Origin of the sequence: Bacillus sp. S71, from assembly GCF_016625265.1 — a bacterium.
Classification (GTDB): domain Bacteria; phylum Bacillota; class Bacilli; order Bacillales; family Bacillaceae_G; genus Bacillus_A; species Bacillus_A cereus.
The window spans coordinates 287,935-310,707 of the sequence record NZ_JACVUW010000003.1; the positions used below are offsets into that span (position 1 = coordinate 287,935).

A 22,773-nucleotide genomic window follows, 5' to 3' on the forward strand; every position below is an offset into this window, starting at 1 on the left:
GGAGGTTGATCTATTTTGTTTCGTTCCTTTACAAATGGTTGCGTCGCCTTAGTGCAGCGCTTCTTGCCAGAACCGTTTATTTTATCATGTTTACTAACTGTTTTCGTTATCTTCTTTGGTATGTTTGCGACTCACCAAACACCTGTAGAAATGATTAATCACTGGGGTAATGGAATTTGGGGACTCCTCGCCTTTTCTATGCAAATGGCACTTGTACTCGTGACTGGATCTGCTTTAGCAAATGCTCCTCTTATTAAAAAAGGATTAACGAAAGCTGCCAGACTACCGAAAACGAATGGACAAGGTATTATTGCCATTTCCATTGTAAGTTTACTTGGTGCATACATAAACTGGGGCTTTGGAATTGTTGTATCTGTTTTATACGCAAAAGAAGTGGCAAGGCAACTGGACGGATTAGATTATAGACTAGCAATTGCCTCTTCTTACTCTGGATTTCTCATTTGGCATGCCGGTCTTTCTGCCTCTATCCCTCTTACGTTAGCAACAGGCGGTGAAACGTTAATTAAAACGACTGCTGGAAGTATTAAAGAGGCAATTCCGATAACAGAAACGTTATTCTCACCATACGCTCTCGTTCCAGTTATTATTTTTCTCGTTACGATGCCTCTCATTAATAAAGCGATGCATCCAGATGAAAAACATACGATAACTGTAGATCCTAGCGTGTTCCATGAAGAAGCTGCTGCTCAAGAAGTAGAAAAAAATACATTCGCTGAAAAAATGGAAAATAGCATCATTATTACACTTTGTGTTGGATTGTTAGGTCTCATTTATATTTTCAATTACTTTTATACGAAAGGATTTAATCTTACTCTCGATATCGTGATTTTTATGTTATTAATTGCTGGACTTATTTTCCACCGCACTCCGATTCAGTATATTCGCGCTTTTTCAGACTCTACGAAAAGTGCCTCTGGCATTTTACTTCAATTTCCGTTTTACGCAGGAATTATGGGCATGATGATTGGAGCAAATAGTGAAGGACTTTCACTTGGAGGAGCTATTTCTAATTTCTTTATTAGCATTTCAAACGAATCAACTTTCCCGCTCTTTACTTTTTTAAGTGCTGGTATCGTTAATATTTTCGTTCCATCTGGTGGCGGTCAATGGGCCGTGCAAGCACCAATTATGATTCCAGCTGGCGCTGAACTTGGTGTACCTGCTGCAAAAACTGCAATGGCCATTGCGTGGGGCGATGCTTGGACGAATTTAATTCAACCTTTCTGGGCATTACCAGCATTAGCGATAGCTGGTTTAGGTGCTCGTGACATTATGGGATTTTGCGTTATTAACTTACTATATGCAGGTTTCATCATTAGTCTATGCTTTTTATTTATTTAAACGAAAAGCTAGTTTTATACTAGCTTTTTTACATAATAAATCATTCATTTCCCATGCAATTTATAACTATCTTCCACTCTATGTCCGTAAGATGTAATGACTCAAACGCAAAAAAATCTTCACACACTCTTTCAATTAAATGTGGATTTTCCCTCAAGAAATTCCACTGTAATACTTTAGGAAGAAAATGCATTTCATATTCTTTACTTCCCCGTACTACCTCATCAACTTCTCTTTCACAAATCCCTCTTATTAAATAATCATTTCTTAACTCTATTTGAATTTGTTGAAATGTATCGCTGCATTTTTTCAATTGAAGTAAACACGTAATATACTTTCGAAAAAGTTCGTTATCATACTGACAACAGTTTATAATACGATCGACTTCATTCATAATGTACGAGCCTTTTCTTCTATTTGTAATAACCATTTTTCACGCTTTGATACTTTACTCGTTTTCACAGATTGAAACACTGACCGTTTTATATCACGAATGCCACAAAAACGTAAAACACCTCTCTTCATCATAATCCAATCTGCTGATCGATATAACAATGCGACGTACCATAGAGGTGAGTCTAACGTATTAATAACCCACGCTTTTTTCCCTTGCAATAATCCTTTCGGCAGAGCCCCTTCATATTTATAAGCAAATCCAGCTACGAAAATACGGTCAATAAAACCTTTTAAAATAGCTGGCATCCCCCACCACCATATCGGATATATAAAGAGAAGTGTATCTGCTTCTTCCACTAATTTTCTATACCGCGCTGTCTCTTCTTCATTTATTAAATCACGTCTTTTCTTCTCTTCATTGAATACAAGTACCGGATCAAATTGTTCCTTGTATAAATCAAGCAACGTAACCGAATGATTTGTTTCCTGTAGCCCTTTTTGCACATGCTCTAAAATTGCCCCGTTAAAACTTGAAGGACTAGGATGAGCGTATATAATCAGTACGTTCACTACAAAACAACTCCCTCTATCGTTAAAATTACCCCTTCTTTAATAACTTCTCTACAATTTGTACGTTTTTCGAACTTTGCAACAGTCGATTTAATACAGTAAGTAACTCTTCTTTTTCTAAATCTTTCAGTTTCTCTTTAACTGCACTCTCACCAGCACCTTGAATATCATAAACAACTGCCGCCATATGTTTACAATAATTTTCATAAGGACATTCGCAACTACTTTTTGAAAAATCTTCGAGATCGATAACTACTTCATAATTCCCTGCATTTCCAGTAACGAAAGCAAACACTTTGTTATCTTGTATTTCAACATCTTCTACATGTCCATCTTCATAATATTCATATCCCTTATCTACAACGTACTTTGGGATCCATTTCGTTATATCTTTTAATAAGTAAGCGTACATAATTGTACCCCTTCCTTTAATTCCCTTTTGACTTCCAAAACCCTGCATGTTATTCTAAGAACTGTTAAATAGCAAGTCTATTTTGCAAAACGACTGACACCTATTCGGCGAAGGTGTCTCTTTTCATTTGCAGCCGATACGAATTGCCTCTTTCAGGCACATTCAATTTTTGACACTACACACTCAACACCATTCCCTGTATCAGGCTGCTTAAGCAGTCTTTTACTCTACATACTCCGTTATTTTAAAAAAAAGAGAGCTTAGCTCCCTTTTCTCGCCTTATAAAATACCCCTTTTTCAGTATAGAGATATTCATCAGCTAATGTAATTTTCCCATCCAGTTTCAGTTCATCTAATAGTCTTGATAAATAAAATTGATGTAACATCTTTTTCGTGAATTTTCCTTCATGATGCGAAACGATATGTTCTTGAATATCTAACAATGATATTGGCTTATCTTGCTCTATCATATATTCATAAACTGTACTACGCAGTTTTACGTATTTTTCGAGTGTCACAGCAATGCGCAACCCCTTTCTTCTTAATATAAATTTTCGTAATCGGTTTTTTTGCAACAAAAAAACCTCTCCGATAAGAAGAAGTTACGTATATATCTTCGTCTTATCTCCCAGAACAAATATGTTCTGCTGGAATTAGCACCTGCATCGCGGTTGCTGGGTTTCATCGGGCCAGTCCCTCCACCTCTCTGGATAAGAAAATATTCACTTAATTCTTACTATACGTAATTTCATTTTAATTGTCAAACAAATATAACAAATAATATTTTCTTCTTTACTGTTCATACTATACATATATGAATATGCAAGGAGGATTATGAAATGCATCAAAATGCTCGCGGATATGTACAAGATTCTTTTCAATCATTACAAGAAGCAAAACATTGTTTAGAAGAAGCACTACAGACTGTTGAAAAAGATTTTAATCGCGCTCGTATTGAGCAATCCCTTTATGCGATCGAACAAGCTATTCAACGCTGCGATTACACCGTTCACATTTTAGAACAAGATTGAAAAAACTTCCCATCATAAGGTGGGAAGTTTTTTCAAATGGCATACTTCATAATTATTGCCGTTATGATTAAAAAATATACAGAATTCACAATTTCTAAAACCCCTACTTTTATAATAGAAATTTTTTTGCCATACAATATAATGGCTCGAATGACACTTGGTATAAAAATAAGGGAGCACCACGGATTAATTGCAAATACAATGATTGTTAATAGAATATGATAACCCCAAGATATAAAACGATACTTCGGATTATTTTTCTCACGTATCATCGTTTTCACATAAAACGTACTACCTAAAAAGTATAAGAATGAAATAAGTGCAATGAATAATGCTGTATGATCGATTTGTTTCATTGAAAAATAATAACTAATTAACCCACCAACACAAAACACAATGATCGCACAAATATCATTTAATAGTGCCCTTTCATTTTTTTGACGAGCATAATGCATATTTACTATAAATAGTGGAATCATGACTATTACGAATAAAAGAATGCGCCATTCATATAATAGAGAAATCATCCCAAATACGAACGCAATAATAAAATATACAATTGAAGCATGTAAATACTCTTTTTTTCGTTTTTGTTTTATGTACATAAGGAATGGATACGTAGCTAAATAGATAAAGAACCAAGCTATAAACAATGGAATGTGATATATAGTAGGTTTTCCAAGTATGACACTTAATAGAAATGGTATAGCAAGCATCGCCCATGCACCATGTTGCTTCGGAATAACTAACTTCATTAACTATACACCTCCCTTTTGAAAGTAGTTCTCACCTATTATTATACGAATAATTTTATATAGTAACGGATATATATTGGACTATTTTTTGACAATAAAAAATGCTCCTTACAATATGTAAGAAGCATGAAAGAGGCAAACGAATATGTAAGTCGCGACCCTACCTTATATGAGTATGCTTTTCTATGCTATGTTATGCTTATCTAATATACCGTATTTCTTTTTAAATCTTGTGAGAATCGTAATCCAAGAAGTACTAAATAATAGTAAGAAGACAACATTCGAAATTGCATGGCTCAAATCGAAATAAAAACTTGCGATGTAATACGAAATGACTGTTTCCCACGTTGCCTCTCGTATAAAACCGAGAAGTCCCCAGAAATTCATAATCCAGCCAAATAAAAATCCAACAAACAATCCGTACAGGAGTCTTCCCCATAGCTTTTTCATTAAAAATGTATTGCGCAATAATCCAGCTATAAAACCAATCATACCCCATGAAAACATTTGCCACGGCGTCCACGGACCTTGCCCTAAAAAGATGTTAGACACAATCGCTGCTGTTGCACCGATCATAAAACCCGCTTCACTTCCAAACACAATTGCAGAAACGATAATAACAAAAGAAGTTGGTTGTACACTCGGTAAAATAGAAAATGGTACGCGGCTAACTGCTGCAATTGCCGCTAATACAGCAACGAGAACAATTTCACGTGAAACAAACGCCTTCCTTTCAAAACGGATATAGAAAGGTAACATAATAACAACTAATAAAAACAAACTACTTAACATGTAATAACCGTCCATAATAAGTGTAGTAAAGAGTAATGTGCCTATTATTACTGCAAAAATACCTATTATGAATGCAACATATCGTTTGGACACGCTTCGTACACATCCTCCCACGTTAATGCATATGGCAATTCTTTTCGAATGAATCGATTAATAGATGTTGTATAAAAGAAGTTACCACTAAAAAATTCTTTCGGTGCATCATTCATAATAACTGCTCCATCAAATAACATCATACATTGATCCACGTATTTCGCTGCAAACTCAATATCATGCGTTGCCATTACAATTGTTGTACCTTCTTTTTGCAGCTCCCTAAATAGTTCTCCTACTCTTTCTTTCTTCCATGGATCTAACCCCTTTGTCGGTTCATCAAGTAATAATAGCGTTGGCTTTGATAATAACGTTGTACATAATGCAAGAAGTTGTTGCTCTCCTCCGCTACAATCATGCGGATGGCGTTCTTTAAGCGAATACAACCAAAACTGTTTTAGCGTATCTTCTGCTATTTCTTTTCCTTGTTCTCCATATAATTCACGTGCACGTTCATACACCTCATCCCACACTGTATCAAATGTAAAATGATAATATGGATGCTGCGATACATACCCAATACTTTTAAACCGTTCTTTCGAATCGATTTTATGTATCACTTTCCCGTTCCACTTTACTTTCCCTCTTCTCGCTTTTTGTAATCCTGCTAAAATTGTTAACAGTGTAGACTTACCTGTACCGTTCTTCCCAACGAGCGCTACCCATTTTCCTTTTTCAATCGAAACTGATAAATCACGTAAAATAAGCGGACTATTTTTTTCGTACTGGAATGAAATATGCTCTGCGCTTAAAATTACCTCTTGCTTTTCACTTTGTGCTATTGGCTCATTTACATATGATATCGCTGAAAAATTATTCATTTTCATTTGCGCCTCTCGCACCGTAAACGGAATATCTCTCACATTCCACTCTAAAAATAGCCTTGGAATTTGCGGAATAAATGGACGGAATGTTTCTACTCCCCACATATTCGTAATAACAGTTTTAGGACTACCATCATACATAATACAGCCATTATCCATACAAACAACGCGTGTTGCAAGCGGGATAACTTCATCTAAACGATGTTCACTTAAAATAATCGTAATTCCAAGTTCTTCATTAATCCGTTTTAATAATCCTAAAAACTCTTTTGCAGCAATTGGATCTAATTGTGCTGTCGGTTCATCTAATAATAATAACTTTGGCTGCATAACTAATACCGCAGCTAAATTAACAAGTTGCTTTTGCCCACCAGATAACGTGTGAACAGATTGATGCAATAAATCTTGAAATCCTAAAAAGCTAATAAGCTCTGCTATTCGTTTTTGAATAATATGTGATGGTAACCCAATATTTTCTAAAGAAAATGCTAATTCTTGAATAACTGTATCCATTACGAGTTGATTTTCTGGATTTTGAAATACCATACCAATTTCTTGAGCAGATAACAAATCAGGTACATTTTCTAATAAAGTACCATCATAATATGTATCCCCAGTACGCTTACCAATTGGAAGTAATTCTTTTTTAAAATGTTTTAATAAAGTCGTCTTCCCGGATCCTGATCCGCCGGCAAGTGCAATAAACTCTCCTTTTTGAACAGAAAGAGAAATATGCTGTAACGCTTTTTCGTTTTCATCAGCATATACAAATGATAAATTGTTTATTTCTGCATGCGCCACCATAACCATTCCCTTCCTTCCATTATAATTGGTAAACTAATAAACATCGTAAATACGATAAACATCATCCCATCGTATTGCTGAAATAAAATAGATTCGACTTTCGGATAAATGATTAACTTTCCTCCGCCATACGTACTACATATGATAGCAATTATAAATAGAATACTTAAATAACTGAGCGTATACCAATCTCGTTTTTCCATTCTATAGCGAATATATGTCGTACGTTTCGTTACACCAAATCCACGAGCTTGCATAGAATCTGCCGTTTGCAGTGCATCTTCCAATGAACAAATTAATAATACTTGCAGCAATTGCATACCATTTTTGACGCGTTCAATTATCGAACCTGAATCTACCTGCACACCTTTCGTCTTTTGAACAAGTGTGATTTTCTTTAATCGCCTTATAAACAAAGGAACAAATCTCACTGTAATCATCGTTAACAATGCAACTTTCGGTGAAATTCTTGAAAACAAATATAAAAATTTATGACTGGAAATAATATCATTGTATGACGCAAACGTAAACATAACTGCAACTAGTAATAACCCCATTACTATTCCAAACATAATCGCCTCAAGCTTAATACGGCTATCACCTAACCAAAACAACGTAGTTCGACCTCTATGCGTTAATAACGAATTAAATAAAATTACCATAAAAAAGAAAACAATTGTGCTCGGTAACATCTTTCTTATCTTTTCGCTATTTCCTTGCATCACATTTAACATAATAATTAATACTATTGCTCCAATTAAAAAAAGAGGATGAAGACACATCATACATAGTATCATCACCCCGATATAATAGAAAAAATTCACAAAAGGATGTAAAGAAGAAAAACTTATTTTCATAGCCCTTTACCGAATGCCTTTCTTATTGTAATACGTATACCCACTCAATTGTATCTCCTGGTTTTACCGTAGCTACACCAGCACTATGGTTTGGAAAAGCACCGTTCACACGATATTTCCATCCACTAGTATCCGCAATATCTTTTTCATATAAATCATTAATACCTTTTACATAAATACTATCTCTAGATCCGCTTGCATCAACATCTAATCCTGTACGTTGTAATACTTTATACACAGTATCGCCATCTTGTACATCCATCTTTTTCGCACCCATTATATATCCGTTATTTCCTTTTACCGAGATTGTTACTTGTTTTGCTTTAGGTACTGGTGGTACTGGTGGTGGCACTGGATTTGGTGGTGGTACCGGTGTTGGTGGAGCTGGTACACTATTGTTCTCCTCTGACTTTTTCTTTTGCTCCTGCTTCGGTGTTTCTTTCGGCTGATTCACAACCTTTGCTTCTTCTTTTACTTCTGGTGCTTTCGGTTGTTGTTTCTCTTCTTGTGCTTGTTGCTGCTCTGGTTGCTTATTTACAGCCGGCTGTTCTTTCGGTTGTTCCTGTTGTTTCTCTTCTTTCTTTACCTCTGGTTGTGCCTGCGGCTTTTCCTCTTTCGGCTTCTCTTCTACTTTTTGTTCTTGTTTCTCTTTCTGCTCTTCTTGCTGCTTTTGCTCTGATTCAGCTTGCTTTTCTTCTGTTTTTTCTTCCGGCTTCGCTTCATCTTTTTGTTCTTCTTGTTTCGCTACCTCTTCTTGCTTCGGTTCTACCTTCTTCTCAGGCTTTACAGCTGCCTCTTCACATCCGGCAAGTAGCCCAAGCGAAAGCAGTAAAAAAATGAACCATTTCACCTTACTCATCCTATCTCTCACCTTTCATACGAAAATTAGGAGCAAATAATTGCTCCTAATTTTTTGTTAAGCTGCTTTACGTCTCCATAATACATATGCAGAAGCAATACATAATACACCCATACCTACTTCTGTTGCTGCACTATGAGAAGATGCTCCTGTTTTTGGTAGACTGTTACCGTTTCCGATTTTTTTATTCTTAACCGGTTCGTTATCTACAACTACTTTTAGATTTTCATCTTTTGTTTCTTGTTGTACTTGGTTTTGTTCTTTCGGTTCTTCAGTAACTTCTTTTTCTACTACATTATTTTCTGGTTCAACGACCTTTTCTGGCTCTTCAATCGGTTTTGGCTTAATTACATCACCAGCGTCTACATTAGACCAATCATAAATAGATTTTCCCATTTCCTTAAATTGAAGTAATGCTAAAAGAGCCTGTTCTGTAGCCATTCCGTTACCATTTTGATCACTTGGTAACCATTTAAATTCACCATTTGAAAGTTGATATGATAATAGGTTTTGCATTGCCTTATGAAGACGATTTTGATCTACATCTTTAACAAGTGATAATCCAATAATTGCTTGCGCAGTACTATTTGAATTTTCTTGTCCATCAGCTGAAAAACCGCCATTTTGCAGCTGTTCGTTATATAAATACGCAACAGCTTTTTGTATAGCTGGTTTCACATCTGATCGCTCTTGATAAGGAGCTAATGCTGATAAAACCATACCTGTTACATCAACGCTACTAGCACTATCTTTACTACCTGAACTATTATAAGTCCATCCACCGTCTGTATGCTGATTATTTAACAGTGCTTCCACTAGAGCAACTCTGTTCCATTTTGATTCAACTGGAATCTCATACTTCTTCGTATCAAATGCAAGTAAAGCAAATGCATAACCTGTAACAGAATTCACTTTATCTGACTCATACAATTTTTGAACTAAATTATGTCCACCTACATTTTTAGGGTCTGCACTCATTGCATTCATCATAATAATTGTTCTAGCTAAATCTGTCGCTGAAAAACGATTAATGCGCTTTTCTACTTTTTCAGTTACTGACTTAACATAATTTAATTTTGCCTCAATTGGCACATTCTTTCCAGAACGAGAAAGCGCTACAGCTACCCAATCACTTTCAATTCCATCTTGTAACATCTTGTCTGATGTTTTAGAAATGGCTTCGTTTAATTGTGCACTTGGATCTTGAATGTTCTCTTGCTTTGGTTGTTCTGGTTTTTCATCATTTGTTTTTGTACCATCTGGTTTTTCTTGTTTTGAACCATCCGTCTTTGGTTCTTCTGGTTTTTCTTGTTTTGGATCATTCGTCTTTGGTTCTTCTGGTTTTTCTTGTTTTGGATCATCCGTCTTCGGTTCTTCTGGTTTTTCTTGTTTTGGATCATCCGTCTTTGGTTCTTCTGGTTTGCCACCGTTAGGTTCTTCTGTTTTACACGTCCCGAACTTATCTAACGTTTCTTTCAATGTTTCCTGGCTCATATTGCTCCAGTCTGAAACAAAACGGAATACAACCACATCACCAGACTCTAATTTATAACTATCTGCCCCAACTTGTGCAGATGTATCATTTACATCGTATGTCCAACCACTTGTAGCTCCGGCCATTAAACCATCGATGCCTTTTACATATGTTCCAAACGACATCGTTTCAGATTCTACTTTGTCCCCCATGACCTTTTGCAGCAAACTTAAAGCTGTTTCCCCATCTTTAATTTGCTCTTCTTTCGGACATAACATAATGCCTTTTTGTGATTCCCCAATAATTGCAAGTTTTGCTGTATTTCCTTCAGCAAACGTAATATGTACTGTATTCGCAAAAGAAACAAATACAAGTGTCACTGCCATTAAAGACGTAAGCAGCCATTTTTTCAACATTGCCATCCCAAAATTTCCTCCCTTACTACCATTTACACAAAAAAAGGCCCTTCAAGGGCGTGCGATTGACACTCTCTTTTTGTAAGTGTCGAACAAAAATGTACAACACCTCCTACCCGCATTATTCGCGGCTATATTTGTATAGGAAAAATAATTTTGTTTATGAACGTATCATTGTGATAACATTCACTTTTCTTGGCACAACTTACTTCCATTTAAGTTATCGTAAAACGATAAACCTATACATTCTGTAAATTTTAAATTTCTGTATTATTTTACTATTGACAAAGAATTTTGTCCATGCTTTATCGGATTTATTTTCTAAGAATAATAACTTATTAACTCTTAACTATGTAAACTCTTTTCACTAATAATGACGCCATCTTCATCCGCATAGACATATTCATTTGGATTCCATTCTACTTGTCCAAAGTGCAATGAAATATTTCGTTCTCCTTTTCCTTCTTTCACACTTCTATTTGGCATCGTTCCTAATGCTAAAATACCAATATTAATATTCTTTAGTTCACTAGAATCACGAACATACCCATTCACAATAATTCCTGCTAGCTTTCTTTCTTCCGCAATAGCTGCCAAATTATCACCGAGTAACGCACAATTCGTAGACGCTCCGCCATCAACAACTAATACTGTTCCTTCTGGTAATGTTTGCAATCCTTCCTTCACTAGTACATTATCATCTTTCACTTTTACAGTTGCAATTTTTCCGTAGAATTGTTCTTTCTTCCCAAAAGACCGAAAAGACTGTCGACATATTTGTAATTCCTTTTCAAATTCATCACATAAATCAGTAGTTTTCCACATCTTGTTCCCTCTTTTCCTTTTTCTTTCTACATAACATATTCTTGGCTTATTATCGTTTCCCTGTCTAATATTGCAATAATTTGTATGTGCGGGAAAAGGATACAAAAACTATTGCCTTAAGAAGCTACCTTTATTATAATCTATTTCACAGATTAAATTCAGAATATTAAAAATTAATCAAGTGAAGAAGGAGGGATTTTATGCAAATACAAACTGAGGCAAAAAAACAACCTAGTAAACAAAAGTTTAAAATGCCTGATGCGTACGTACTACTATTTTTTATTGCCTTACTTTGCGCCATTGCTACGTACTTCGTTCCTGCTGGAGAATTTAAAAGGGTTACAAACGGGACCGTTACAACGACAATACCAGGTAGCTACCATTCTGTTCCGCAATCACCCGTAGGATTTGTTTCTTTTTTTACCGCTATTGAAAAAGGAATGACACTTGCTGCTCCTATTATCTTTCTAATTTTATTTACAGGTGGAGCTATTGCAATTCTTGAAAAAACAGGTGCTCTTGACGGTTTAATCTATCATGTTATTAACAAATTTCGGAATCAGCAATTACTTTTCATTTGTATAGTTGCTGCGCTCTTTTCTATTCTTGGAACGACTGGTATTATCGTTAACTCAGTTATCGGTTTTATCCCCATCGGTATCATCGTTGCACGCACGTTAAAATGGGACGCTATCGTCGGTGTAGCAATTATTTATTTAGGCACTTATGCTGGTTTTAATGCTACTATTTTATCTCCCTCACCTTTAGGCATTTCACAAAAGATCGCAGAACTTCCGATGTTTTCCGGGATTGGTTTACGCACCGCAATCTATATATCTTTTTTACTTGCCACTATCCTTTATATTAATTGGTATGTAAAGCGCTTGAAAAAATCGAATAAAGGAAGCATTCTTGGCGACAACTGGTTTCCAAGTAACGCTCTTTCAAGCGAAAAAGAAACAGAGAAAAAAGAAGTTCCTTGGACGATACGTCATAAATTAATTTTACTCGTTTCAGCTTTATCGTTAATTGTATTTTTAATAGGCGCTTTTCGTCTACATTGGACGGACGCAGAAATGACCGCTACTTTTATTTTCATAGCAATTACAGCCGGAATAATAGGTGGTATGAAAGCAAACGATATCGCTTCTACTTTTCTAGCAGGTTGCCAAAATCTCATATACGGTGCTTTAATCGTCGGAATGGCTCGTTGTATTTCAGTCATTTTAGAACAAGGCAAATTACTTGATACAATCGTTAACCAACTCGCACAAGCTCTTGAAGGACAAAGCCCTGTATTTGGCGTTATCGGTATGTACGTAAGTAGTGCCGCATTACATTTCCTTATTTCATCCGGGACAGGAGAATCGGTTATTTTTATTCCGATATTAGCTCCATTAGCTGATTTCATGCACATTACACGCCAAGTTACAGTACAGGCTGTTATGCTTGGGGAAGGTGTAGTAAACTGCTTAAATCCAACTTCTGGTGTTTTAATGGGCGTTCTCGCAGCGAGCGGGATTTCTTATGGAAAATGGATTCGTTTCATGGCTCCACTTGCACTCATTTGGTTTATCATTGGACTTGTTTTTCTTATTGTTGGGGTGAATATTGAGTGGGGACCGTACTAAAATACCCATATATAATTAACTTGATAAAATATCTATCCTATTCTCCTCTTCAATCCTATAAAAATCATTTATTCTAGTAAAAATATAAGAAGGGATTGATCATAATGATCAATCCCTTCTATCAAAATATAATACCTTTAAAAATCTTAGTTCCAAATTTTATTTACCCATTCAGGATGATCAATAAAAGGATTGCGGTTATGTTGATATTTTGTAAAAATCACTTCATTACGCTTTCGCTCTAAATCATCGACCGGGTCTTGTTCATTCCATTTTAATAAAACCGATAGTTTCCCCATGTATGGATCTTTATTGTTATTCACTTTTTCATTTAGTTCTAAATCTATTTCGCCGTTGTCCCCCTCGTAACGAACAGCCATATAAAACAGCATTCTAGCAATATCTCCTTTTACACTATCACGAGGTTCCCAAGAATCACTATCATATTTACATTCTGTCGCTTCAGAATGATTCACACCACCATTATCAAAATCTAAATTTCCACGTGAACTATTTACAGATACATCCGTCGCTCTTAAATGATGTAGATCTGTTCCAGGTCCTGCAGTCGTTCCAAAGTCACCGTGAGATTTTGCCCAAACATGCTCACGGTTCCAGTTATTTACTCCTGATCCATTCGTAAGCTTCCCTTGCGAACGACCAGTATATAAGAGTATCACATTATTTTTATTATTTGGATCTTCATCAGTATCTCTTAGTGCTTCCCAAACCGCACTGTATGATAACTTTGTATGATTATCAATAATATTATGCAGTTCCTTCTTTAATTCTAAGCCCGTTTTTCCTATTGCGTTATTATAATATGTATCGTCATAACTTTTTACAATAATCTCTTGTGCTGATGCAGGAGCTACTTCACCGTGTATAGTATCTGTGAATGATAGAGATGCAGAACCTAAAATAAAAAATGAAGATAGCGTAATCATAGCAATCTTTGTATTTCGAAACTTCATATACCCATTCCCCTTTAAAATATAATTTGAAGCTACCAACTAAAAAATGCTTTCTCCCCCCAAAACTTTTAGAAACCCATACCCACCCTTTTCTTTTTATTTAATACAAAACTCTATTGAGTTTATATCATTTCCAAACTTTTTGTTTATCTACTTTCCAAACAATTTTACTTTTCACAAGAAATATCCTTCTCCCGTAAAGATTATTAAAATATTCTTTACAATTAAAAAGTAGTTTAATATTAACTTATAAATTTAAATTTATTTATGCAATAATGCATATTTGATAAATACTTAAAAAAACAGTTTGAATAAAAAGCATTCAAAGAAAACCGTGCCACAAAACAGATAAAGTGAAACTTTAATCAGTGGGATTTCGTTCCTCCCTCACCTAACTTCTTTGCTTCCGCTGAATTTTGAGGTGGTGGTCTTACTGCCCGGCAAATAGCGGGATAAAAATCAAGATGATAGCTCGACTTTTCCTTTTTCCATAACTGTCTTTATTTTTGTGTAAAACCTTTCTTTCTCTGAATAATACGTACAAAAATAGATTGGATACCATGTAGGCACCAATCTATTTTAATTAAAGAAACTGTGTCAATTCTGAGTTCACAATACGTTGTGCAGTAATGATAACACTGTCAGCTGTTAGTCCATAAACACTATATAGTCCACCAGGTTGATTAGGAACAATTTGAACTTCATATTCAAATGCTTGTCCAAGAGCAGGATGAACTAAACTTAGAGTTGCAAAAGTAGAAGCATTAGAATTTACATTGAAGTTTACCTGTTCAATTAATACTAATGAACCGTCAAGTCTAAAAACTCTAGCTACTCCAGTAAGTGGGCCCGCAGTACGGTTAAGGATTTTTACCCTAACTCTATTTGCATTAGCAGGTTGATTTCCTACGTTTTCAATTGGTCCTGTAGTAAGAGCCATATAACATCACCTCCATTATATTATTATGATATTCAACGGTATATATTGATGTTATAGTTTAATTACCCAATTTATTTTAAATAAAAAAGCTTGTTTCTTATATTTTCTATAAGAAACAAGCTTTTCTTTTTCAACTACCATTCCTAAGACAAGTTTATCCGTCTCGAAAACATTTACAGTTACTTGACGTTTATGCTGGAACAGAACTACTACTATTTACTTTGCATTGAACCTATATATTTTTTAACTACTTCATATACATATTCTTGATTTGCCGCTGCTGTATTTGGGTTGTATTTCCCACCGTTTGTTTTATTATTAGATAATACTCGAATCCCTAAAAACGGGACGTCATAAGCTTTTGCGATTTGAGCTGCAGCAGCTCCTTCCATTTCTTCTACAGATGTACCGTATTTTGTATGGAACCACTTAATTCTATCAACTTCGTTATTCCAAACGTCTGCTGAACCAATCGTACCTTCAACTACTTTACCTTTTGTATATTTATCTTTCACTGCATGAGCCGCTGCAAGTAATTCCTTATCTCCTTCGTAGTATCGGATTTTCTCAGCATTTGGATCTTCTCCTGCACTTCCTTCAGAAGCCATTAAGTCCATAGATATCCATTTTGTCGGCTCAATTCCTTTGTTCTCATCCATATTGGTCGTTTTTAATGAACCTATATTTGCAACTTGTTTTCCTAACACAATATCAAATACATTTAAATTTGGATCATGTCCACCTGATGTTCCTTGGTTAATAATTGCTGTAGGTTTATATTTTTCAATAGCCACCGCTGTAGCAGCTGCTGTATTCTCCATTCCTTTACCTGTTTTCGCAACGATTACAGGATAATTGTCGACAGTTCCTTTATAAAATACAAAAGTTCCAGACTTTTCTTCTTTCACATTTTTTAGCCTTTTCGCAAACTTTTCTGCTTCTATCGGCATTGGCCCTTGAATTAAGATTGGTTTTTGATTGCTTTTTGCCTCAACTTGTTTCGGACTCGCATCACATCCCGCAAGTATCGAGAATGACAATGCAACAGTAGTTACTAGGGCAGCACATTTTTTCAACGTATTCTTCTTCATAAATAATCTCCTCTTTCTCTTGTTGTTTTCTATACTCGATGCTTTTGGTCCAAACAAAAAAAGTTCTAGAAATTGTAGAAGAATCTCTACTTTCTAGAACTACGGTAGTCAAAGTTAATTAAGCACATGCAAAATTATAAATCGGTAGCGCACATTACATAGAGCGCCCGAATACTTTAACCCGTAGTCCAGTTCTTTCATTGGGAACTAGGTAGAAACGCTCGGACCATATTACCGAGTATATACGAGTGATGTTATTCAAAATTATTATATGGATAATATAACAAACTACTAGTATATGCGCAAGAAAAAAGTGAACATTTCCGATTAAACAACTAAAAATGTTCGTTTTTAAATGAGAATCGGATAAAAAACCTATCTCTTAACAGATTTTTTCATTAAAAAAATTTTATATACTAAACTAGATTCCCACTCAACAACCAATCTTTTACAAGCAGTTTCTTTCTTTCCCAACTTCCTCACCTAATTTTGATGTAAAAGCCTTACTGCCCGGGATAAAATGTGCTTCCATCCAATTCACAATTATTTCTTCCAACTCTGGATGAAGTGGCTTTCCTGCCCCTTCTTCATAATTCTTTTTAAACTCTAATGCTTTAAATTCACCTTCAAAACTTTTTAAACTATGATCCATATTTTTTACTACACGTACTTCAGAATCACCCTTCACATACTCACCGATCCGCTTCGCTCTTTCAGGGTCAGCCTGAATATCTTTATCACCAGCAATAGCTAGTACTGGACATGTTACTTGTTGTAAGTCTTTATAGATGTCATGCTGAAAATGCTCTCTAAACCACTTTGCATTCATCGGTTTAAAACCAACTTTAATCGTATCTTTTTCTGTGTTCATCATTTTCTCTTTTATTTTTTCCATCTGTTTTTCTCCGCGTTTCTCTACATTAAGAAGACGCATTAGTTTTCCTTTTATTCCTTTCTGCTCTTTTAGTTCTTTATAAGCAATTTCTCTTTGTCTTTTTGTAGCTTCTTCTAATGATTCTGCAGCTCCTGTAATAAGTATGAGTCCATTAACTGGTGTTCTTGCGTTTACTACAGTGGCTAACATACACCCTTCACTATGACCAGCTAAAATGATATTTTCTGGATCAACAAATGGTTGTTCTTTTAAATACGTTATCATGGCCTCTATATCACTAACTAAATCCCACATTCCAGTCTTCAGAATTTCTCCGTTACTCTTTCCTACTCCGCGCTTATCGAAACGGAGCGTCACTACTCCAAGTTGCGCCATTACATGTGCTAAATCTTTATATATGTTCGACTCAAGCTTTAGCGGTACTATCGTTCCATCACGATCAACTTCTCCAGATCCAGCGATAATTACAACAGCAGCATACTTCCCACCAGCTTTTGGCTTTGTAATCGTACCTTGCAAAGTTAATTCACTTTTTACCGCTACTTCATATTCATCAAAGATCATTATATTAATCCTCCTTCTATTCCGTTATATCTAATTTGAATTTCAAACTCGCTATTATATTTTTGTACTCTCTTACATCTTTCATCGGAACGAAAGCCGGGTTCTCTGCAATGCTTTGTAGCATGCTTCGCTTTATAATCTCTTCATTTCTAACTGTTTTAGCACCAAGTGGAAATTCTGCAAACCATCCATCAATCGCATCAAAATAGGAATCGCCGTGTAAATGCAGGCTATTTACTGTGAAACTATTCGTACAAACCGCTGCATATTTCCGTAGCATTTCTAATGAACCTTCAAAATTCCCTTGCATGCAATATACTTGTGCAGCAGCATAGTATACTTTTAAAGTCATATTGGGATGTAACGTTTCTAATTCATATATATCTATTAACATAAAAGCTCTATTTAAAATTACCTCTACTTTTTCAGCGCTTGAAGCATTTACTACTACATAATTCGGTATTGTCCCAACGAGTTGTATTAAATGTTGATACATACTAATTTGCATCACTTCATTTGCCTTCTCAGTATTTCCAAGCATTTGATACGCCTGTGCGATTAGATCTTCCTCTGGAAAGTTAGGACGTATCGTTTCGCCAAGTAATTGAAGCACCTCATTTGGTCTATTGAGTATAAGATAGCAAGTTGCTTGAAACGATGCCGCCTCTTTCACAAGAGAAACATCGTCACTTTCTTCCTGCACTCTGCTAAAGAGATTCATTGCCTCTTCTAAAATTTCAATTCCTCTATCCGTGTCCTCTGTTAACATGTGATGATTAATAAAAAGTATTCCTATTTGAATTAATAATGGAAAACAAGAATAATATTTTTTGATTATTCCCCTGCACTCCATCATTACTTCATCAAACGGTTCTTCACTAAAAGCTTCGGCTAGTCGATGATATAAATTTTTAATATCTTCCTGCTCCATTTGTGGTGTATAACTAATTAGTTCATCTATACTAATGTTAAAGTATGATGCTAATAGTGGTAAAAATGTAATATCCGGATAACTCTGCCCCGTCTCCCATTTGGAAACAGATGCCTTCGTAATACCGATATACGCCGCTAACTCTTCCTGCGTAATTCCCTTTTCTTTTCTCTTATTCGCAATGATTTTATGAATATGAATCTCTCTCACTGTATCACCTCATACTTTTATTATATGTTTTATATTTCACACAAAATATGGATTTAAATTCGACTTTCATTTACAAAATCAACTGTTAGGAAACATCTGTCTAAAATCAAAGGCAGGAACATATTTGATATGTTCCTGCCTTTTTAATGTCGGTACCGATACATAGCCATCTAGCTAAGATTTTGAAGTGCTTCAAAATCAAACATTTCATCTCATCACAGTTTTCTATGGGAATCCAGTGAACAACTTATTTACATAATTTTCTATATTTGAAGTAAATTTAAGTTGTTTTTAAAGTAGGTATACCTAGTAGAAATTGTTGAATTGTGCCCGTTTGTTAAAGTTTAATTTTCATTATACTTTTTGTACTGAGTCCAGTGCTTTTTTTAATTCATCTGATTTTTGAGTGCCGATTACTACTGTGTTATATCGCAACTTTAACTCTATACCTTTATTTCCATTCATGTTATAGGCTTTTTCATTCTTAAGGTTAAAACGAATTCCCCATCCTCCAAATCGTTTTATTGGACTGTAAGTAATGCATTCATAATGGTGTATATCTTTGAAAAGGTACTGCTTATATTGAAAATGAAAAGGAACAAAGCGGACATAAAGACCTTTTTCACGGACCTCAATGATCAGTTTCAATACTCCAAGCATTAATACAGGAAAGGCAATCCCGAACAACAACCACATAACAATTAAGACACCATTAGAAGCTGGTTTATCTCCAAACGGGATATCAAGAATAATTTGTTGAATAAATCCATACCACATCAGCATGGAGATCCCTAATATGAGTATCCATACCCAAATTGGGGATCGCTGAACCTCACGAAAGATTACTTGTTCTTGTTGTTTCATTAATGATTATAACCTCCTAAAAGGTTTATTTTTTCTCACTCATTTTAAGCCGTTTTGCACTTCCAAAAAATGCGCTCCCAATTATGAATATAACGGAAGAAAGATACATTGTTATCCCTGAGTATTTATTATCAAAAATTGTGAAATTAAGTAAATTAATGAACATCATCAATATAAGTGCTATGTACAATCCATTAATATATTTCATTTATCCCCCCCCTTTACTTTTTTGAAAACCCCTATGTGATAAATAGTGGTTTCTAAAGGTATTATTCAGAATGCCCTTTTCCCTATTTTACCATTTTATAGAGTTGATATGTTGTTTGTTTTCGGTTGAATATTTTATACACACTCGGTTAACATAACGTCTCATGATCAGTAGCAAGAAAAAAGGATAATCCGTCCTCATAATGGACTAATTATCCTATAAATCTTTATCTAAATTTAATAAAACAAGAACTTCTTTTCCTATGTATATTTACTTCGTTACCTCTCCAAACTGCGCTCTCGTCACTTTCGCCAAGTCATCTACTTTAAGCTCAATTTGTATACCAATTTTCCCGCCACTTACTATCATCGTTTCAAGTGATTGGGCACTTTCATCAATACATGTAGAAAATAACTTCTTCATTCCGACTGGTGAACAACCACCACGAATATATCCTGACACTTTCGTAATATCTTTCACAGCAATCATTTCAATCTTCTTTTCACTTACTGCTTTTGCGGCAGCTTTTAAATTTAGTTCCTCATCTACCGGAATAATAAACACATGATAATTTTTACTATTCCCTTGAGCGATTAACGTTTTATATACTTCTCTCACTTCTCGTCCAATTTTCTCGGCTACTGATACGCCATCAATTTTCCCATCGTCTGGATCATATGACATCATCGAATATTCAATTTTTTCTTTATCTAATATTCGCATCGCATTTGTTTTATCTTTTTTCATAACGTTCTCCTTAAAAGGTTATTTCATATTATTAAGTTTTATTATACACCCTTTTCCATTTCTCCTACATAACTTCACGTATATTTCAAAACTAAAAATATTGATAATTCAAAAATCATCTGATATAATTTGGAAAAACTTATGTTAAGGAGAGATTTATAATGCGAAATTTTAATACTTCTTTCCAACTTCATCATCATACGTAACGCCGTGTATCCGAAGAAAAATTTTTCTTCGTGGGTACAGGGCTTTTCCTGTTGACCCACGAAGCGTTCATAAAGCTATGTGGGTATTTTTATACCTGCATAGCTTTTTTTAATTTAAAAAAGGAGTGATTACAATGGAAATGAAAAATGTAAAAGGCACGAAAGACTATTTACCAGAGGAGCAAGTGCTGCGAAATAAAATTAAAAGGGCTTGTGAAGATACGTTTGAACGATACGGATGCAAACCGTTAGAGACACCAACGTTAAATATGTATGAGCTTATGTCTTACAAGTACGGCGGTGGCGATGAAATATTAAAAGAAATATATACGCTAAAGGATCAAGGAAAACGCGACCTTGCCTTACGATACGATTTAACCATTCCATTCGCAAAAGTCGTGGCGATGAATCCGAATATTCGCCTCCCTTTTAAACGTTATGAAATTGGGAAAGTATTTCGAGATGGGCCAATTAAACAAGGGAGATTCCGTGAATTTATACAATGCGACGTTGATATAGTCGGTGTAGAATCCGTCATGGCAGAAGCTGAACTTATGAGCATGGCGTTTGAACTATTCCGAACGTTAAACTTAGAAGTAACGATTCAATATAATAACCGAAAATTATTAAACGGTATTCTCGAGTCCATTAACATCCCTACTGAACGAACGAGTGACGTCATTTTATCATTAGACAAAATCGAAAAGATTGGGATTGATGGTGTACGAAAAGATGTATTAGAGCGCGGAATTTCTGAAGAAATGGCTGATACAATATGTAATACTGTATTATCTTGTCTAAAGCTTACAATTGCTGACTTTAAAGAAGCTTTCAATAACCAACTCGTTGCCGATGGCGTAAACGAATTACAACAATTACAGCAATATTTAATCGCTCTCGGAGTAAATGAAAATACGATATTCAATCCGTTTTTAGCAAGAGGACTCACAATGTATACAGGGACTGTATATGAAATCTTCCTAAAAGATGGCTCAATTACATCTAGCATAGGTAGTGGCGGCCGTTACGATAACATTATCGGAGCATTCCGTGGTGATAATATGAACTATCCAACAGTCGGTATTTCATTCGGTTTAGACGTTATTTATACAGCACTATCGCAGAAAGAAACAATCTCATCTACAGCGGATCTATTTATCATCCCACTCGGGACAGAATTACAATGCTTACAAATTGCCCAGCAATTACGTTGTACCACTTCCTTAAAAGTTGAACTTGAACTAGCAGGACGCAAATTAAAACGTGCCCTTAATTATGCCAATAAAGAGAATATCCCTTATGTGCTTATCATTGGTGAAGACGAACTTAGTACAGAAACCGTTATGCTGCGAAATATGAAGGAAGGTAGTGAGGTGAAGGTCTCCCTTTCTTCTTTAAGTAGTTATTTATAATACGAACCACCCTCGTTTGGGTGGTTTTTCTATTTTATAGAACAAGAAACAATTAGTTAACATAAAAAGATTATATTCAACTAAAAACCACAAGTATTTAATATCCAATCACCTATTATTTTTGGTAATATACAGATATGGATTGTTTTAGGAGGGTTCACTTTGAAAACTTACATACAAGCACTAAAGTGGATCACAGGAATCTATCATCTTTTATTAATTCCTTGTTATTATTTATTTCCAAGTCTTGTTAACCTAGATGGATTACCTTTACTACTATTGATTGCTTTACATATCACTACTATTTTATTAGCTAAAAAAGCAGGGATGAATACGTACGCTCATTATATAGGTATTATCGTTACTCTAGTTGCCTTCTTTCCTTATATAGAAATCCTTCTACATATTATAGCAGCCATTTTTCTTTTATTAGATGCTGTTTCTATGAATGCAAAAGAAGTGTATGATTCATAGATGGATAAAATGAAACTTTAATCCATAGAGTTTTGAGATAGGTCGGCAAAAAGGATTTACTTTTTAAGTAAACCTTTTTTTCATTTTTAATTACTTTCCTTACTCAAGACTAATAAAAGAATATTCTGTTTAATTTTTATAAATTTCTAAATATTT

Annotated in this window: 24 protein-coding genes and 2 riboswitches; of the genes, 5 read left to right on the top strand and 19 right to left on the bottom strand. The window is 35.0% G+C overall.

Features of this window, described 5'->3' with window-relative positions; all coding sequences use genetic code 11:
* Positions 1-15 precede the first annotated feature (15 nt).
* Positions 16-1,362: a short-chain fatty acid transporter gene (locus tag IBT51_RS08365; RefSeq protein WP_053563982.1), complete on the top strand. Its 1,347-nt coding sequence runs from the start codon at positions 16-18 to the stop codon at positions 1,360-1,362.
* 40 nt (positions 1,363-1,402) lie between these two features.
* On the opposite strand, the gene IBT51_RS08370 is transcribed toward IBT51_RS08365, so the two are convergent.
* From IBT51_RS08370 to IBT51_RS08385, 4 genes are all read right to left on the bottom strand, one after another.
* Complete coding sequence (locus IBT51_RS08370) at positions 1,403-1,756, bottom strand: group-specific protein (RefSeq protein WP_200458150.1); 354 nt, start codon at positions 1,754-1,756, stop codon at positions 1,403-1,405.
* Positions 1,753-2,328 (bottom strand): NAD(P)H-dependent oxidoreductase, encoded by a 576-nt coding sequence (locus tag IBT51_RS08375; RefSeq protein WP_001101585.1) that lies wholly within the window; start codon positions 2,326-2,328, stop codon positions 1,753-1,755. Before IBT51_RS08375 ends, IBT51_RS08370 begins: the two co-directional genes overlap by 4 nt.
* Positions 2,329-2,356: 28 nt before the next feature.
* The gene (locus IBT51_RS08380; RefSeq protein ID WP_000271534.1) at positions 2,357-2,740 is read right to left on the bottom strand and encodes an SWIM zinc finger family protein; all 384 of its coding nucleotides are present in this window, start codon (positions 2,738-2,740) and stop codon (positions 2,357-2,359) included.
* A gap of 260 nt (positions 2,741-3,000) precedes the next feature.
* Complete coding sequence (locus tag IBT51_RS08385) at positions 3,001-3,318, bottom strand: hypothetical protein (protein ID WP_002094089.1); 318 nt, start codon at positions 3,316-3,318, stop codon at positions 3,001-3,003.
* A 40-nt stretch (positions 3,319-3,358) separates the two neighbouring features.
* Positions 3,359-3,457, bottom strand: a riboswitch (SAM riboswitch).
* 122 nt (positions 3,458-3,579) lie between these two features.
* Between IBT51_RS08385 and IBT51_RS08390 the strand changes: the two genes are divergently transcribed.
* A complete protein-coding gene (locus IBT51_RS08390) occupies positions 3,580-3,771 on the top strand; it encodes a hypothetical protein (RefSeq protein ID WP_000554029.1) in 192 nt (63 codons plus the stop codon).
* Positions 3,772-3,803: 32 nt separating this feature from the next.
* Here IBT51_RS08390 and IBT51_RS08395 read toward each other — a convergent pair whose 3' ends face one another.
* The 7 genes from IBT51_RS08395 to rraA all read right to left on the bottom strand — a co-directional run bounded on the left by IBT51_RS08395 (position 3,804) and on the right by rraA (position 11,470).
* Entirely contained in the window at positions 3,804-4,526 is a 723-nt protein-coding gene (locus IBT51_RS08395) for a YwiC-like family protein (protein WP_000779946.1), read from the bottom strand.
* 183 nt (positions 4,527-4,709) lie between these two features.
* The gene (locus IBT51_RS08400; protein WP_000044913.1) at positions 4,710-5,411 is read right to left on the bottom strand and encodes an ECF transporter S component; all 702 of its coding nucleotides are present in this window, start codon (positions 5,409-5,411) and stop codon (positions 4,710-4,712) included.
* Positions 5,384-7,045 (bottom strand): ABC transporter ATP-binding protein, encoded by a 1,662-nt coding sequence (locus tag IBT51_RS08405; RefSeq protein ID WP_015055160.1) that lies wholly within the window; start codon positions 7,043-7,045, stop codon positions 5,384-5,386. The genes IBT51_RS08400 and IBT51_RS08405 overlap by 28 nt, the downstream gene beginning before the upstream one ends.
* Positions 7,018-7,896, bottom strand: a complete 879-nt coding sequence (locus IBT51_RS08410) for an energy-coupling factor transporter transmembrane component T (protein WP_015055161.1) — start codon at positions 7,894-7,896, stop codon at positions 7,018-7,020. Before IBT51_RS08410 ends, IBT51_RS08405 begins: the two co-directional genes overlap by 28 nt.
* A gap of 22 nt (positions 7,897-7,918) precedes the next feature.
* Positions 7,919-8,755, bottom strand: coding sequence for a DUF4430 domain-containing protein (locus tag IBT51_RS08415; protein WP_078401128.1), 837 nt, complete (start codon positions 8,753-8,755; stop codon positions 7,919-7,921).
* 57 nt (positions 8,756-8,812) lie between these two features.
* Positions 8,813-10,651: a DUF4430 domain-containing protein gene (locus IBT51_RS08420; RefSeq protein ID WP_200458149.1), complete on the bottom strand. Its 1,839-nt coding sequence runs from the start codon at positions 10,649-10,651 to the stop codon at positions 8,813-8,815.
* Positions 10,652-10,990: 339 nt separating this feature from the next.
* Positions 10,991-11,470, bottom strand: a complete 480-nt coding sequence (gene rraA / locus IBT51_RS08425; protein WP_000266049.1) for a ribonuclease E activity regulator RraA — start codon at positions 11,468-11,470, stop codon at positions 10,991-10,993.
* A gap of 200 nt (positions 11,471-11,670) precedes the next feature.
* Between rraA and IBT51_RS08430 the strand changes: the two genes are divergently transcribed.
* Positions 11,671-13,101 carry a YfcC family protein gene (locus IBT51_RS08430; protein WP_001166978.1) on the top strand — a complete coding sequence of 477 codons (1,431 nt, stop codon included), beginning with the start codon at positions 11,671-11,673 and terminating at the stop codon, positions 13,099-13,101.
* Between the two features lie 146 nt (positions 13,102-13,247).
* On the opposite strand, the gene IBT51_RS08435 is transcribed toward IBT51_RS08430, so the two are convergent.
* The 8 genes from IBT51_RS08435 to ybaK all read right to left on the bottom strand — a co-directional run bounded on the left by IBT51_RS08435 (position 13,248) and on the right by ybaK (position 20,525).
* Positions 13,248-14,075, bottom strand: coding sequence for an endonuclease I family protein (locus IBT51_RS08435; protein ID WP_053563973.1), 828 nt, complete (start codon positions 14,073-14,075; stop codon positions 13,248-13,250).
* Between the two features lie 583 nt (positions 14,076-14,658).
* Positions 14,659-15,015: a hypothetical protein gene (locus IBT51_RS08440; protein ID WP_001229424.1), complete on the bottom strand. Its 357-nt coding sequence runs from the start codon at positions 15,013-15,015 to the stop codon at positions 14,659-14,661.
* 212 nt (positions 15,016-15,227) lie between these two features.
* Positions 15,228-16,106: a 5'-methylthioadenosine/S-adenosylhomocysteine nucleosidase gene (locus tag IBT51_RS08445; RefSeq protein ID WP_078400313.1), complete on the bottom strand. Its 879-nt coding sequence runs from the start codon at positions 16,104-16,106 to the stop codon at positions 15,228-15,230.
* 164 nt (positions 16,107-16,270) lie between these two features.
* Positions 16,271-16,374: riboswitch (purine riboswitch) on the bottom strand.
* Positions 16,375-16,554: 180 nt separating this feature from the next.
* Complete coding sequence (locus IBT51_RS08450; protein ID WP_086422613.1) at positions 16,555-17,565, bottom strand: alpha/beta hydrolase; 1,011 nt, start codon at positions 17,563-17,565, stop codon at positions 16,555-16,557.
* Between the two features lie 16 nt (positions 17,566-17,581).
* The gene (locus tag IBT51_RS08455) at positions 17,582-18,706 is read right to left on the bottom strand and encodes a helix-turn-helix domain-containing protein (protein ID WP_001206782.1); all 1,125 of its coding nucleotides are present in this window, start codon (positions 18,704-18,706) and stop codon (positions 17,582-17,584) included.
* Positions 18,707-19,060: 354 nt separating this feature from the next.
* Positions 19,061-19,570: a DUF6141 family protein gene (locus tag IBT51_RS08460; RefSeq protein ID WP_200458148.1), complete on the bottom strand. Its 510-nt coding sequence runs from the start codon at positions 19,568-19,570 to the stop codon at positions 19,061-19,063.
* 25 nt (positions 19,571-19,595) lie between these two features.
* Complete coding sequence (locus IBT51_RS08465; protein WP_000875160.1) at positions 19,596-19,778, bottom strand: hypothetical protein; 183 nt, start codon at positions 19,776-19,778, stop codon at positions 19,596-19,598.
* Positions 19,779-20,048: 270 nt separating this feature from the next.
* On the bottom strand, positions 20,049-20,525 hold the full coding sequence (gene ybaK, locus IBT51_RS08470; protein WP_000710852.1) for a Cys-tRNA(Pro) deacylase: 477 nt from the start codon (positions 20,523-20,525) through the stop codon (positions 20,049-20,051).
* Between the two features lie 340 nt (positions 20,526-20,865).
* Between ybaK and IBT51_RS08475 the strand changes: the two genes are divergently transcribed.
* Together IBT51_RS08475 and IBT51_RS08480 are read left to right on the top strand one after the other, a co-directional pair.
* A complete protein-coding gene (locus IBT51_RS08475; RefSeq protein WP_200458147.1) occupies positions 20,866-22,143 on the top strand; it encodes a histidine--tRNA ligase in 1,278 nt (425 codons plus the stop codon).
* A gap of 162 nt (positions 22,144-22,305) precedes the next feature.
* Complete coding sequence (locus IBT51_RS08480) at positions 22,306-22,617, top strand: hypothetical protein (RefSeq protein WP_000860701.1); 312 nt, start codon at positions 22,306-22,308, stop codon at positions 22,615-22,617.
* The last annotated feature ends 156 nt before the right edge of the window (positions 22,618-22,773 follow it).